Origin of the sequence: Pseudomonas sp. V98_8, assembly GCF_029967975.1 — a bacterium.
Taxonomy (GTDB): domain Bacteria; phylum Pseudomonadota; class Gammaproteobacteria; order Pseudomonadales; family Pseudomonadaceae; genus Aquipseudomonas; species Aquipseudomonas umsongensis.
Genome location: NZ_JASCAE010000038.1, coordinates 56,669 through 68,697, shown reverse-complemented (window position 1 = coordinate 68,697; position 12,029 = coordinate 56,669). Strand labels below are relative to the sequence as shown.

Below are 12,029 nucleotides of genomic sequence, written 5' to 3'. Positions count from 1 at the left end.
CGAAAGCGGCGGGTCAGTCAATATATATGTCGACTGATCCACCGCTTTCGCGAGCAAGCCCGCTCCCACAGTTTGAAATCACAAGGCTTTAGATGCCTTGTGGTGTCTCTTCCCCACCCAACGCCTCGACCAGCGCTGGCAGGAAATCACCGAACGTCAGCATCATCAGCGTGAAGCTGGCATCCAGTTGGCCGAGGGCTTCATCGCCACCGTCTTGTTCCGCCTGGTCTTGCAGCAGGTCTTCGAACTTCAGGCGCTTGACCACCATCTTGTCGTCGAGGACGAACGACAGTTTGTCCTGCCAGGCCAGCGACAGCTGGGTGACCACTTTGCCGGTGCTCAGGTGCAACTGGATTTCTTCGCTGGTCAGGTCCTGACGCTTGCAACGCACGATGCCGCCGTCTTCGTGGGTGTCGCGCAGTTCGCACTCGTCCAGTACAAAGAAGTCGTCCGCGGCTTTTTGCGTGGTGACCCACTCGGTCATGGTCGCGGTCGGGGACATTTTCACGGTCAGTGGGCGCACCGGCAGGGTACCGATCACTTCACGCAGGGTGGACAGCAGGTCTTCGGCACGTTTCGGGCTGGCCGAGTTGACCAGGATCAGGCCCTGTTTCGGCGCGATGGCGGCAAAGGTCGAAGAGCGACGGATAAAGGCGCGCGGCAGGAAGGCCTGGATGATTTCATCCTTGATCTGGTCGCGTTCCTTTTTATAGACCTTGCGCATTTGCTCGGCCTCGATCTCTTCGACCTTTTCCTTCACCGCGTCACGCACGACGCTGCCCGGCAGAATGCGTTCTTCCTTGCGCGCGCTGATCAGCAGGAAATCACCGCTGACGTGTACCAGCGGGGCATCTTCGCCCTTGCCGAACGGTGCGACGAAACCGTAGGTGGTCAACTCCTGGCTTGCACATGGACGCGCCAGCTTGGTGGCCAGTGCAGTCTCCAACGCCTCGGCATCAACAGGCAGATCTTGGGTCAGGCGATAGATAAGCAGGTTTTTGAACCACATGGGGTAAGTCTCTCCTTATATGCAAAGGCGGGCATTATTGTCCTCCGTGTGCCATAGGCCAACCCTTCTCTAAGCCTTTGGAAGGCATCAGAAAATTAATTAAAAAAGTGCTTGCCAGAGGTGGGGGCGCTCCGTAGAATGCGCGCCACACCGAAGCGAAGGGTGATTAGCTCAGCTGGGAGAGCGTCTGCCTTACAAGCAGAATGTCGGCGGTTCGATCCCGTCATCACCCACCATTCGTTTCAAGTGTTTAGCGCAGCGGTAGTTCAGTCGGTTAGAATACCGGCCTGTCACGCCGGGGGTCGCGGGTTCGAGTCCCGTCCGCTGCGCCATATTCGGTAACCTGGACAACTGAACGCCAGGTCACCACGGAAAAACCCGCCAAGGCGGGTTTTTTTCTGCCTCAAGTTTGTACGTTGTTCCCGCGGGATGTGTCGTTTCACCGGTTTTCAGATTTTTTTGAAAAAACTTCAAATAAATCAACACTTTATGAAAATCTGTGGCATAATGCGTCCCGTAACGAAGCGAAGGGTGATTAGCTCAGCTGGGAGAGCGTCTGCCTTACAAGCAGAATGTCGGCGGTTCGATCCCGTCATCACCCACCATTCGTTTCAAGCGTTTCGCGCAGCGGTAGTTCAGTCGGTTAGAATACCGGCCTGTCACGCCGGGGGTCGCGGGTTCGAGTCCCGTCCGCTGCGCCATATTCGGTAACCTGGACCACTGAACGCCAGGTCACCACAGAAAGCCCGCTGAATGCGGGCTTTTTGCTGTCTGGCGTTTGGGTTTTCCTTCCGTGTAGGAGCGAGCATGCTCGCGATGGACGTCAACGATGACGCGGGATACCTGATACCCCGTGGTGCCCTCCAGTTTTTCGCGAGCGTGCTCGCTCCTACATAGCTTGATTACGGGCATGACGGTAATCGCTGACCGCTTCATAAACCGCCTTGCGCAAGCGGTTGATCCCGCCGATGGGGCGGTGCGCCTCAAGCCCGAACCAAGGGTTGAACGACTGGTTATCGCATTGCAGGTTCAGTGCCGGGGTGTCGAAATCCTGGGCGGGCAGGGTGATTCGCGCCACCGTCTCGAAGGGCGCATCGCTCTCTTGCCATTCAATACTGGTGTCCTCGATCGGCATGTACTTGCCGGGGTCCTGCCGCTGTATTTGCAAGACGAAACACGCGGGCATCCGATCGGTCGATAACTGCTGGTACAGCGCATTTCGCAGGAAATTCGGTAACTCACGGTTCTGCGCGGGCAAGGAGTAGGCCGGGCAGCTGCCAGGATCCGGCACGACGCGAAACTTGGCATTGCCCTCACCGAATTTGTAGGGCGAAACCGAAAAGTACCGGGTGCGCGTCGGGCTTTCCGGGGCAGGGGAGAGTGTCGCCAGGGCGATAAACAGATGACGGACCTGCCAGGTGCGCGGGTCCCAGTCCGGAAAGAACGCCAGCATCTTTTTGCCATCCGCCTGGGCAGCCACATTCTGACGATACTCGGCGACATCGCTGACAAAGAAGTTCGGATGACTGAACATCACGAAGTCCTGTTCAGCACGACCCGGCTGATCGCGCAGTAGCTGTTTTCCGGGCACATCGTGCAACTTGATCGCCATGCCCCGGGCATCGCGGATGCTGTCGAATTGAGGGTAGGCGTTGCCGTTGGACAGGCGCAGCGTCGCCTGCCAGGTTTTGCCCGGCTCGCTGAACACACCCTGACGCAGTTCTCCCGCCAGTTCCGATAACACCTGCACTTGGGCTTTAAAACAGCCGTGGGCCTTGGCGTGGGCATCGCGCAGGTAGCGGGTGTTTTCCCGGTGCTGGTCGACGATACGCACCGCCGTCTGGATGATGTCCTGAGTCATTGCGGCTTCGCCGTCGGGGATCAGCTCTTGCGTAGATACCGGTCCACGGTGCTGCCAGGCGAACCATGCCGTGGCCAATGCCCAGCCGAGTAACCCCAGGACCAGCAAACAGAGCAGAGTCTTGCCGAGAAAGGCGCCCAGGCGTATCCAGAGTCGTTTCATGGCAGTTGCGCCTCCAGAGGGCCGCCCAGCACTTTCAAATACTCCAGCAACGCCCAGCGCTCTTCGGGTTGCAGCAAGCGCCCGATCACGCCGTTGCCACGCTTGCCGGCGCGGAACTCGTGCCCGCTGTTGTGATTGCCGGTAATACGCGTGTCGAACACAAAGCCATTGCTAAAGGCTTCGGTGCGATAGCCCAAATGCTTCGGGTCGTACTCGAACGTGCCCTTGTAAAAGGTGGTGGCGCGTTCGTCCTGTGGCGAAAGCAATTGATAAATGCTCGGCACAGAACCGTTGTGCAGAAATGGCGGCGTTGCCCATACACCCGCCAGGGGCCGGGCCTTGTAGGCGCGCAATTCCTGGACGCCGATCGGCAGGCCGAAGCCATCCATGTCCGCGCGCTCGGCCGGCGTGACGGCGGCCTCGCGATAGGCGCGGTTGCCGACGAATGCCGTGACATACGCCAGCCCCTTGGCGACCGACAACTGGCTCAGGTCCAGAGGTTCGGTGGGGGCTGGATGCAGTTGTACGTCCAGGCGCGCCAACTCGGCCGGGTCCCACTGCAAGGCTGTCAGGTCGAAGCGGTGATTGGCGATATTGTTGGCGGCGCCCGGGTCGGTGCCGATTGCCTCCACGGGCAGCATTTTCAACTGTTGCACCGGGCGCCCTTCGCTGATGCTGACGCGCGGTACGTGGCAACCGGCGCAGTTCTCGGCGAACAACGCGCGACCTTTGGCGGCCAGCGGCTTGTCCACCGCGCCCAACCATTCTTCCGGCCAGGCTGGTGGCTTGAGTCGTTGCAGGGTTTGTTCGATCAGGTGCAGATCCCGCACCCGGACGCTGGACGGGTACCGATTGTCGTCCATGAGGGGCTTACCTTCGGCATCGAAAAAACTCAGCGTGGCGCCTACTCCCAGGGCTTCACCAAATTGCGCGCCATGGGCTGCTGCGCCGAGCCATTCCACTGCACCCAGTCGAAGGTCCACATATCCCATAACTGTGGGTAGTCGACGGGGGCATCGGCCACGCGGTAGTTGGCGGGGGAAATTGCGTCGCCGAAGCTGGCGTTGGCAATGCGCCCGAACGCGTCGGTGCGCCCGGGACCTTCTTCGGTGGGGTAGAGCCCGCGGTGAGTGTCGTTCCAGGCCACCTTCAGGAAAGTATCCAGGGAACCCTTGAATGCCTCGCGCAGTGCCTGGTGCCCGGTGTCGTAGTCAGGTCCAAGGACGTTGCGGGCGAAACGTTCGAACTTCCAGGGGTTGTAGTAAGTGAAAGCCAGGCTCGCGACCAGCGCCTGGCCAAAACTGCCGCCCTGCAAGGTGGGGACGCTGGAGGGCAACACATGCTGCGCGGAGCCGCCGTCGATGCGCACGGCTTGACCGTTCAAGCGCAGTTCACCGGTATGACAGGCGGCGCAGGTAATATCCAGAAATGTATCCGCGCTGCCGGGATTCTGATGCCGGGCGAAGCCCACGGGCAGGTTGCCGGGGTTGTTCGGCGTGGGTTTCTGCTCGGGGTCGATCAGGAAACCGAAGCGCGCGAGGGAGTCCGGCGCGGCGAATCGTTGTTGCGAAAAGGGCAGTTCCAGGGCGGTGAACCAGTCGTAGTGCAAGCCCTTGACCTGAGTACCCTGGGGCGTGAAATAGTAACGCTGGCGGTCTTCGGCGTTCCATTGCTCCAGGTAATGCACCTGTTGCGCGGCCGCGTGGCGCGGCAGTTTCGGGTTTGCGACGTAGTACAGGACCACGGCCAGGGCGAGGAGCACCAAAGCAGCAAAAAGAGCCAATAAGCGGAGCAAAACGCGCACGTGGACCATCCTTGTCTATTATTGCTACCGTTATGCCTTAGGGTCAGGGATGCGGCAAGAGGCCATTACGCCAGATGTTCAGCCTTCCTGAGTGCAAGATGACGCAAGTTTCATCATCAACTTGGTTAAATGCGTTTAAACACCTGAACTTATCGCCAGTTTGTGGCTCTCATGCCGGTAGCCATTGGTCGTGGCCGCCTGATAAGCTCGCGACTTTACTCGATTGCCCTTTAGGCGCATGAACAAGGAAATAGCATGAAACAGCATCGGTTGGCGGCGGCGGTGGCCCTGGTTAGCCTGGTACTTGCGGGTTGCGATTCGCAAACCAGCGTAGAGCTGAAAACCCCGGCGCAAAAAGCTTCCTACGGAATTGGCCTGAACATGGGCAAGAGCCTGGCTCAGGAAGGCATGGATGATCTGGACTCCAAAGCCGTTGCCCAGGGCATCGAAGATGCGGTCGGCAAGAAAGAACAGAAACTAAAGGATGAAGAATTGGTAGAAGCCTTCGCGGCGCTGCAAAAGCGCGCTGAAGAGCGTATGGCCAAGATGAGCGAAGAGTCGGCAGCTGCCGGCAAGAAATTCCTCGAAGAAAACGCCAAGAAAGCTGGCGTCGTGACTACCGCTTCGGGCCTGCAATATGAAGTGGAAAAGAAAGCCGATGGCGCCCAGCCAAAGCCGACTGACGTAGTGACCGTCCACTACACCGGCAAGCTGACCAACGGCACCGTTTTCGACAGCTCCGTCGAGCGCGGCAGCCCGATCGATCTGCCGGTCAGCGGTGTGATCCCGGGTTGGGTCGAAGGCCTGCAACTGATGCACGTAGGCGAGAAGTACAAGCTGTATATTCCTAGCGAATTGGCTTACGGCGCGCAAAGCCCAAGCCCGGCGATCCCGGCCAACTCGGTGCTGGTGTTCGACCTGGAACTGCTGGGAATCAAAGATCCAGCAAAAGAAGACGCTGCCAAGTAATTCGCGTCTGCTTTAACGACAACGCCTCGCTCATGCGGGGCGTTGTTGCATCTGGCGTTGATTGCACGAACCTGCGTGCACAGGTAAACAAAGCGAACAGTTGCCGTACACTGAAGTCATAGTCAGTGTGGGGGGGGCGTGCCTAACCTTCGGCAGACCTCCAAGTCAATGAAATATTAGGTTTTTTTAGATGGGTAAAAAACGCCCGATCTGAGTGAAGCCCTTATGCAGCGGGCCTTTCAGCCATGAAAAGTGGCTCTGTTCACAAGGTTATCCACAATTTGTGTGGATAACATTTCTGCCGGAGGCGTCATGAAAGCACCCTGGAATTTTGCTCGTTTCCTGCCCTTGGCCGGACGCCTGCTCGCCCGTGGGCGCTTGCCGACCTTGCTGTTTGCGGTGGCCAGCAAAAGTGCCAGCCAGGGTAACCGATTGGGCAAGCTCAAGGATGATCTGCGCCTGTTACAGGCGTTGTGCCTGGCGTACTGGCGTGGCGAATACCGGGCCATCAGTCCCAAGGCGCTGATATCGGTGGTCGCCGGCCTGATGTATTTCCTCAGTCCGGTCGATGCCATTCCGGATTTTCTGCCGCTGTTCGGCATGATCGATGACATCGCCGTTCTGGCTTGGCTGATGAAAGTCCTCGACGATGAACTCAACGCCTTCCGCGCCTGGCGCAAACGCCAGGTCCCGGAAAAACTCGCGGTGGTCGAGCGATTGCCCGACACCCCTGAGCAACTCAAGCTGCAGAAACCGAAAAAAACCTGATTCGATCCCGTCTGCGCTTCATATAGATAGCCCCCGCGACCTTGGCCGCTGTTAGGATTACACTTCTAGGGAAAAGTGCCGACTCGCTAAGTGTTGTTGTCCTACGGGGTAATCATGGATATTCAGATAATTACACGCGAAGGCGAGCCCGAATACGCGGTTCTGCCGTGGGCTCAGTATCAGGCTCTACTGAAAGCAGCAGGCATCAACGAAGCACCGTCACGTGCGGCCCCGACGCCGCTCGCGACTACACCAGACGCTATTCTTCCGGGTCTGGATCAACTACGCAGTTTGCGCGAAGGGAAGGGCATCGCCATCGAGGCGCTCGCCCGCACGGTAGGCATCAGCCCGTCTTACCTGGCCATGATCGAAAGTGGCGAGCGTCTGCCCGACGCCGCGATTCGCCGCAGCCTGGCCTGGGAATTGACGGTGCCAGGGTGGAGGGATGAATCGTGAGCGTACGCATCAGTCGTCAACACTGGGATGGATTGCTGGGCGAGCTGGATCAGGCACGCCGACAGCGTCATCTCCTGACCTACCGGGCATTGCTGGAGCGATTGCAGCTTCCTACGCCCGCCATGCAAACCCTGACCGCCGCACTTGAACATCTGGCCGCACTGGATGCCAAGGCCGAACAGCCGCTGCGCAGTTCCCTGGTGATCAGCCAGGGTGCCAGCCGCTTGCCACGTACCGGATTCTTCGAATGCGTCGAGCGCCTGGGGCGCTTCACCGGCCCGTCCGATGGCGTCGCCGCTGCCTCATGGCATGCCTCGGAAGTGGTTCGCGTATTCGAATACGAGTACCCCGAATCGGCGGAAGCCTGAGTGTTCCTGAAGCTCAAGGCGCGGGCCGGTTACTGGATGGCCCGCCGGTTGTTTCACTGGCCATGGTTCGTGCGCCAGCCTCGCGGCTGGCGCTGGATGGAGGGTCAATTCGCACGCATGGCCAACCTGGGCGATGTCGGCGCGCAGAGTTTCTATGGGCACATCCTGACCTTTCGTGGCGTCGGCCTGGGGGCGCGGGAGGAGGGTATTCGGCTGTTGCGCCTGGCCGCACTGGCCGGTGATGGCAAGGCCGCCTACCAAGTGGGCGTGATCAGCCTGGCCGGAAGCCCGAGCAAGGCGCCGGATCCGGCGGAAGCGGCGCGGTTCTGGGCACTGGCGGCCAAGGCCGGGCATCCATTGGCCGAGATCAAACTCAAGGAGTTGGCGGCTGGCGGGTCTTCGCAGTAATCGATTATTTTTCGAAACGAGGGCATCTGCCGCTCGCGTTGTTGAGTTACTGACAGCGATCACTTGGTAGCCGATCGATGGGGAAGTCCACTTGAGTCTTCACCCTTCGGATCGGCTTGCCAACGATAGTGACCTAGAGAAGCGACTTAATGTTGTGTTGGATCTCCAGCATCCTGAACGTCACTCTTGCGCCCTCGGTGGGATAGCCGGTGTTGTCCTGCACATACGCCCCTGCTTTGAAATAAAGTGGTTTAGTCTTCCAGCTCGGGTCGATGGTGGTTCTCCAGTTGTTTCCTGCTGCGCTGATGCCCAGTGCGCCCTTCGGGCTGAGGTGGATCTGGTAGGAAAAGTCGCGGTCGAGTGGCACACCCGTCGCAATGGTAATGACCCGGCCCTCTTCATCGTCGGGGCGCATGCGCACCTTGGCGACAATGTTCCCCGTCGAAGCCGACGTTTTGTATTGGTATTCCAGCTTCACCATGGGGTTGTTGCTGTCCTTGTTGTGAATCTGTCCAATCACGATCTTGCCGGTGCTGGGGACCTGATTGACTGTCAGGCTCGCCCGCAGGATGTTATCCGCCGCTGAATACTGCCAGTTGCGCAGCGTTCCATCACTATAGGTTTCCCGCAACTCGCTGCGCGGATAAATGGCGTTGGCCGTTCTGGAACCGGTCACAGGTGCCCAGAAGGAAAGCGTAGCGGCTTCGGAGCTGAAATACTGGTCCTTGAAGCCTTGCGCCAATCGAGGTGTTTCTATTGTGGCCGGTGGGCTGCCTTCAGGGATGCTTAAATTCCAGGTGGCGAGATCGATCATGTCAATAATCCTGTATGTGGGGGAATGTTGCGGCCACAGTTGCACTCGAACCGACGCTATTGAGCTGTATCAATTGGGTCTGCTGATTAGGAAAATCCGTATGGCGGTAGATTGACGTCAAATGCTCGTCAGGGTGTTTATTGCAGGCTTTGTGCCTACGGGATTTACCGTTCGTCGGCTATTTTCGTAGTGGATGGAACTAATCCGGGTTGCGCAGGCGCAGCAGCGAACGTGCCTAGGCCAGCCTTTCGAACGATTTACTGAGCGTGGCGGGCCCCACACGATGGAGCAGAACGGTCCGGTAACGGTCTTGCGCTGGGGCGGCGGTTTCGCGTCTGACGAGCAAAACGTGGTTTTCGCCGATCAATTGGAGAAGGTGCTGGAGGTGCCTTTCGGGCAAGGCAACGATCACGCTGAAGGCATGTGTCTGTTTAAATCGGGCGGGCAGCCTGGGGAGGTTCTGATGACTCGTCTACGACTCCGCGGCGCAGAGTCGTAAACACGGCGATACGGATGTAGAGGGGGACCTGTTCATCCTGGATTAGCCACGCACATCGACGTCAACGCGGGCGTCACCCCTCATTGGCACCGACTCTTCATCGTCGTGCTGCCGGCAGAGGAATTCGCGTATCGCTTCGGCGGTTCGCCTGGTGCTGGTCACCACGAAAAAATGCCCCTCGCCCTGCAGGACGTGCAGTTCGGCACGGCGAATGGTGCGACTTAGGATGTGCGCGTTGTACAGCCGCACCAGGGTATCGCGTTCGCCGGTGAGAATCAGCGTGCGCTGTCGCAGACGGAACAGCCGCAGCAGGCTGGTCCAGCCGACCAGGGCGGTGAGCTGGTGGTAATAGGTTCGCGGGTTGGCCGTGAGCATGCCCTTCATCACACCGAAGCGCAGCAGCGCCTGCAGTGAATTGCGCGAGCCTTCTTGCTTGCGCTGCCTGGGGCTTTTACCGCTGGCAAAAAAGTCCAGGATATCGGCGGGCTTCACCAGCATCGCCGGACCCGCCGATGTCGCCGCCAGGATCAACCGGCGCACCATGCCCGGGTAACGCAGGGCGAATTCCTGCGCCAATGCACCGCCCCAACTTACGCCGAACACATCGACCTGGTCGATGCCCAATTGCTTGAGCAGCTCGGCGATCAGGTCGGCATGGCGCGGCAGACGCATGGGCCAGCGCGGCATTTGCGATTTGCCGACCCCGGGCACGTCCAGCGTAATGGTCCTGTAGTCCGCCAGTTCATCGCGCAAGGGGTCGAAAGTACGGATCAAACCACCCAGGCCGTTGAGCAAGATCAGCGGTGAGCCTTGGCCGCGGATGGAAACGTTCAACTGCAGGTCTTTGATGGTGATTTTTTGCGTTGTCATGGTTTCCCCCCTTGGGCCTGCCCGCTGTTAGGACAGCAACTGAGGTGCATGTGATCCCAGGCCCGGGTCAAGTTGACTGCAATTTCCCAGTTGGCGGCAGCAATGCAAACCAGTGATCACGACCCATGTAATTAGCTGCTCAAGTGGGCCGCAATGTCGCAATCAACGTTTCACCCTCTCGCACCATTCCCAGCAAACTATCCATCACATGCACGCTATACCCCGGCACATCCTTGGCGTGATGCTTGGCCTGCGAAGCCATCTCCGCCAACTGGCTCGCATCGAGTTGCCCACAGGCCTGTGGGTGTAGATGCACCACCCCGATCGACAGTGACAACAAGGGGAATTCCTGGCGCGTGCCCTGGCGGTTGGGGGCGGTGAAGCAGCCGGCTTCCAGGTGTTCGCTGCGGTAGAAGCGTCGGCACTGCACCTGGAAGTCCTCCAGCAGTTGGTTCAAGCGCTTGCGCCAGTCGTCCGGGCCCAGCACCAGCAGGAAGTCATCGCCACCGATGTGGCCGACGAAGTCGCGGGCGGGGTCAATGCGCTCATTCAGGCATTGTGCCAGGCACAGCAGGACTTCATCGCCACGGCCATAGCCGTAGATGTCGTTGAAGGGTTTGAAGCTGTCGATGTCCACGTAGCAGATCAGCGATTCGCGTTGCTGTTGCAGCAGCCGTGTCAGGCATTGCTGGATGGGTACGTTGCCCGGCAGCAGGGTCAGGGGGTTGGCGTAGCGCGCTTGCTGGATTTTCAGTTCGGTGATCAGCTTGAGCACGTCGATCACCCGGCCCAGGCCCAGGTAGTTGCCATCGAGGGTGATGATGAAATCTTCCTCGATGCGTTGCCGGGCGCGGCTGGTGATCAACCGGCTGACTTGCTGCAGTGACTGGCCCAGCTCGACGGCGAGGAAGTCGTCGCTCATCAGGCGGCTGATCGGTTTGCGGGCGAACAGGTCGGTGGCAAACGGCTTGAGCAGGGCATCCGAGAGCGAATGGCGATGGACGATACCGCAAGGCTGGCCTTGCTCATCCAGCACCGCCAGCGAGTTCAGGTTGGCCTGGCGACGGAAGGCTTCGAGCACGGTGGCGGTCGGGGTGTGGCGGGCCACCGCGGGCTGGTCGTTGAGCAGGGCACTCAGGTCGCTGCCGTCTTCGCCCAGCGCCACGGCGCTGCTGTCGCGCCTGGGCATCAAGGTGCGGGCATCGCGCGGTGGATGTTCCTGTGGCCGACAGAGAAGGTAGCCCTGGACCAGATCGACGCCCATTTCAGTCAGTACCGCCAGTTCTTCCGCCAATTCGATGCCTTCGGCGATCACCTGTGCCCGCGAGGCGTTGGCAATTTGCAGGATCGAGCCAACGAACTCGCGCTTGAGGGCATCCAGGTGAATGCCGTCGATGAAATGTCGGTCGATCTTCACGTAGTCGGGACGCAGTTCGGACCACAGGCGCAAGCTGGAGTAACCCGCGCCCAGGTCGTCCAGTGCAATGGAAAACCCCATGGCCCGGTAATGATGCAGGGCGGTGTGCAGCAGCTGGAAGTCGTCGGTGGGGGTCTGCTCGGTGAGTTCGATGACCACCTGGTTCGGTTCAATGCCGAAATCCTGCAGCAACTGCAAGGTGCGACCGGGCTGGTGGGCCGCTTCGAGCAAGGATTCCGGGGAGACGTTGAGGAACAGTTTGCCGGGCAGTTGCTGTTCGTTGAAACGCCGGCACGCGCTCTGTCGGCAGGCGATTTCCAGTTCGCTGAGGCGACCCGCCTGGCGGGCGACGGCGAACAGGGCGACAGGGGAGTGCAACGGACTGTTGGAGGGGCCGCGGCTCAGGGCTTCGTAGCCCAGGATGCGTCGCTCGGAAAGGCTGATGATGGGTTGGAACAGGCTGTGCAAACCGCTTTGAGCCAGGATTGAACTCAAGGCACTCAGCTGTTCGGTTGTGGTCATGGCGATCTCTGGCGAAAAAAAAGGACCGGGCGTGCTCTTGGTTGAAAGAGGCGCTACCGGTCCGTTATTTCACGACAGAATGATGACTGTTTAATGACGCTC

The 12,029-nt window shown here is 59.4% G+C and carries 11 protein-coding genes, 4 tRNA genes and 1 pseudogene; 10 read left to right on the top strand and 6 right to left on the bottom strand.

What is annotated here, in order from left to right; all coding sequences use genetic code 11:
• Positions 1 to 88: 88 nt before the first annotated feature.
• Positions 89 to 1,009 carry a recombination-associated protein RdgC gene (rdgC, locus tag QLG10_RS11155; RefSeq protein ID WP_008060875.1) on the bottom strand — a complete coding sequence of 307 codons (921 nt, stop codon included), beginning with the start codon at positions 1,007 to 1,009 and terminating at the stop codon, positions 89 to 91.
• A 160-nt stretch (positions 1,010 to 1,169) separates the two neighbouring features.
• Between rdgC and QLG10_RS11150 the strand changes: the two genes are divergently transcribed.
• The 4 genes from QLG10_RS11150 (at position 1,170) to QLG10_RS11135 (ending at position 1,710) form a co-directional block, all read left to right on the top strand.
• Positions 1,170 to 1,245, top strand: a tRNA-Val gene (locus QLG10_RS11150).
• Between the two features lie 19 nt (positions 1,246 to 1,264).
• A tRNA-Asp gene (locus QLG10_RS11145) sits at positions 1,265 to 1,341 on the top strand.
• Between the two features lie 197 nt (positions 1,342 to 1,538).
• Positions 1,539 to 1,614: transfer RNA gene (locus QLG10_RS11140), tRNA-Val, on the top strand.
• Between the two features lie 19 nt (positions 1,615 to 1,633).
• A tRNA-Asp gene (locus QLG10_RS11135) sits at positions 1,634 to 1,710 on the top strand.
• Positions 1,711 to 1,898: 188 nt separating this feature from the next.
• Here QLG10_RS11135 and QLG10_RS11130 read toward each other — a convergent pair.
• Both QLG10_RS11130 and QLG10_RS11125 read right to left on the bottom strand, forming a co-directional pair.
• A complete protein-coding gene (locus QLG10_RS11130; RefSeq protein WP_188263770.1) occupies positions 1,899 to 3,032 on the bottom strand; it encodes a catalase family protein in 1,134 nt (377 codons plus the stop codon).
• A pseudogene (locus QLG10_RS11125) lies at positions 3,029 to 4,836 on the bottom strand (di-heme-cytochrome C peroxidase). Before QLG10_RS11125 ends, QLG10_RS11130 begins: the two are co-directional and overlap by 4 nt.
• A gap of 255 nt (positions 4,837 to 5,091) precedes the next feature.
• Here QLG10_RS11125 and QLG10_RS11120 point away from each other — a divergent pair.
• The 5 genes from QLG10_RS11120 (at position 5,092) to QLG10_RS11100 (ending at position 7,805) form a co-directional block, all read left to right on the top strand.
• Positions 5,092 to 5,805, top strand: coding sequence for an FKBP-type peptidyl-prolyl cis-trans isomerase (locus QLG10_RS11120; protein WP_020796775.1), 714 nt, complete (start codon positions 5,092 to 5,094; stop codon positions 5,803 to 5,805).
• A gap of 312 nt (positions 5,806 to 6,117) precedes the next feature.
• Entirely contained in the window at positions 6,118 to 6,573 is a 456-nt protein-coding gene (locus QLG10_RS11115; RefSeq protein WP_020796776.1) for a DUF1232 domain-containing protein, read from the top strand.
• Between the two features lie 114 nt (positions 6,574 to 6,687).
• The gene (locus QLG10_RS11110) at positions 6,688 to 7,029 is read left to right on the top strand and encodes a helix-turn-helix transcriptional regulator (RefSeq protein WP_110749800.1); all 342 of its coding nucleotides are present in this window, start codon (positions 6,688 to 6,690) and stop codon (positions 7,027 to 7,029) included.
• Positions 7,026 to 7,397, top strand: a complete 372-nt coding sequence (locus tag QLG10_RS11105) for a hypothetical protein (RefSeq protein WP_020796778.1) — start codon at positions 7,026 to 7,028, stop codon at positions 7,395 to 7,397. The genes QLG10_RS11110 and QLG10_RS11105 overlap by 4 nt, the downstream gene beginning before the upstream one ends.
• The gene (locus tag QLG10_RS11100; protein ID WP_282487335.1) at positions 7,398 to 7,805 is read left to right on the top strand and encodes a sel1 repeat family protein; all 408 of its coding nucleotides are present in this window, start codon (positions 7,398 to 7,400) and stop codon (positions 7,803 to 7,805) included.
• 133 nt (positions 7,806 to 7,938) lie between these two features.
• Here the strand turns inward: QLG10_RS11100 and QLG10_RS11095 are convergent, their stop codons facing one another.
• Positions 7,939 to 8,619, bottom strand: coding sequence for a polysaccharide lyase family 7 protein (locus QLG10_RS11095; protein WP_110749713.1), 681 nt, complete (start codon positions 8,617 to 8,619; stop codon positions 7,939 to 7,941).
• Between the two features lie 193 nt (positions 8,620 to 8,812).
• On the opposite strand from QLG10_RS11095, the gene QLG10_RS11090 reads away from it, so the two are divergent.
• Positions 8,813 to 9,118 (top strand): DUF3616 domain-containing protein, encoded by a 306-nt coding sequence (locus tag QLG10_RS11090; protein WP_349016955.1) that lies wholly within the window; start codon positions 8,813 to 8,815, stop codon positions 9,116 to 9,118.
• A 42-nt stretch (positions 9,119 to 9,160) separates the two neighbouring features.
• Here the strand turns inward: QLG10_RS11090 and QLG10_RS11085 are convergent, their stop codons facing one another.
• Positions 9,161 to 9,988, bottom strand: coding sequence for an alpha/beta hydrolase (locus QLG10_RS11085; protein ID WP_282487333.1), 828 nt, complete (start codon positions 9,986 to 9,988; stop codon positions 9,161 to 9,163).
• 139 nt (positions 9,989 to 10,127) lie between these two features.
• Positions 10,128 to 11,927, bottom strand: a complete 1,800-nt coding sequence (locus QLG10_RS11080; RefSeq protein ID WP_282487332.1) for a bifunctional diguanylate cyclase/phosphodiesterase — start codon at positions 11,925 to 11,927, stop codon at positions 10,128 to 10,130.
• Between the last annotated feature and the right edge of the window lie 102 nt (positions 11,928 to 12,029).